The sequence below is a fragment of the Arthrobacter sp. SPT-J7 genome (genome assembly GCF_059089965.1).
Window position 1 is genome coordinate 1 of the sequence record NZ_JBNHFF010000496.1, and the last position, 823, is coordinate 823.

The 823-nt window shown below is 57.6% G+C and carries 1 tRNA gene and 1 pseudogene; one reads left to right on the forward strand and one right to left on the reverse strand.

The features are described 5' to 3' along the window. Positions 1-195: 195 nt before the first annotated feature. A tRNA-Arg gene (locus tag AC5RWX_RS33855) sits at positions 196-269 on the reverse strand. Positions 270-546: 277 nt separating this feature from the next. On the opposite strand from AC5RWX_RS33855, the pseudogene AC5RWX_RS33860 reads away from it, so the two are divergent. Beyond that, positions 547-823: pseudogene (locus tag AC5RWX_RS33860) on the forward strand (phosphoenolpyruvate carboxykinase (GTP)); the annotation flags it as partial.

The window sequence follows — 823 nt, forward strand, 5'->3', positions numbered from 1 at the left end:
GTTTTCCCCTACGGCGCCGGCACCGATCACTACTACATCAAATTCACGCGAAATCGCCTCAGGCATCATGGGGAAAGCCTACGCCCGGGACCCGGGCCTGCTGCTGGAGGGGAAGGGTGGCGGTCGCCATTCCGCGCATCTTTTGTGCTGCAAAGCAAAAGGTCCGCACCAGCGAACCGGTGCGGACCTTGTCTGTGCGCCCAAAGGGATTCGAACCCCTGACCTTCTGTTCCGTAGACAGACGCTCTATCCAGCTGAGCTATGGGCGCATCTCGTGGTCCGGGAGAAGAACCGCTCTCCCTGAACCTCGAATTACTTTACGCGAGGGTTGGCCATGATGCCAAATCGGACAGCGTGTAATATCCGCGACTATACCGGTATAGGTGACCTTCGTCACATAAAACGCCTATTTGGGCCGTATATTCCTTGAATTCCCGCGGAAATGCGTTTTTGCAGCACCAGATGCTCAGCATACGTCCCAAAAACTCCGGTGGTCCGGACCATAGCATTTAGCTCACACCGATGAACCCGAGGAAGGGAACCGAAATGGGCGATCTGGCGCAAAAGCCGCTGCTTGAGAATGCACCCACCACACATGCCGGTCTGCTGGCATGGGTCGAAGAGGTTGCTGAGCTTACGCAGCCGGACCGGATCTACTGGGTTGACGGCTCCGAAGAAGAGAACACCCGCCTTACCGAAGAGCTGGTCGCGGCAGGAACGCTCACGCGCCTGAACCAGGACCTCTTCCCCAATTCCTTCGCCGCTTTCTCGGATCCCGCTGACGTGGCACGCGTCGAGGAGCAGACCTTCATTTGCTCCGAAA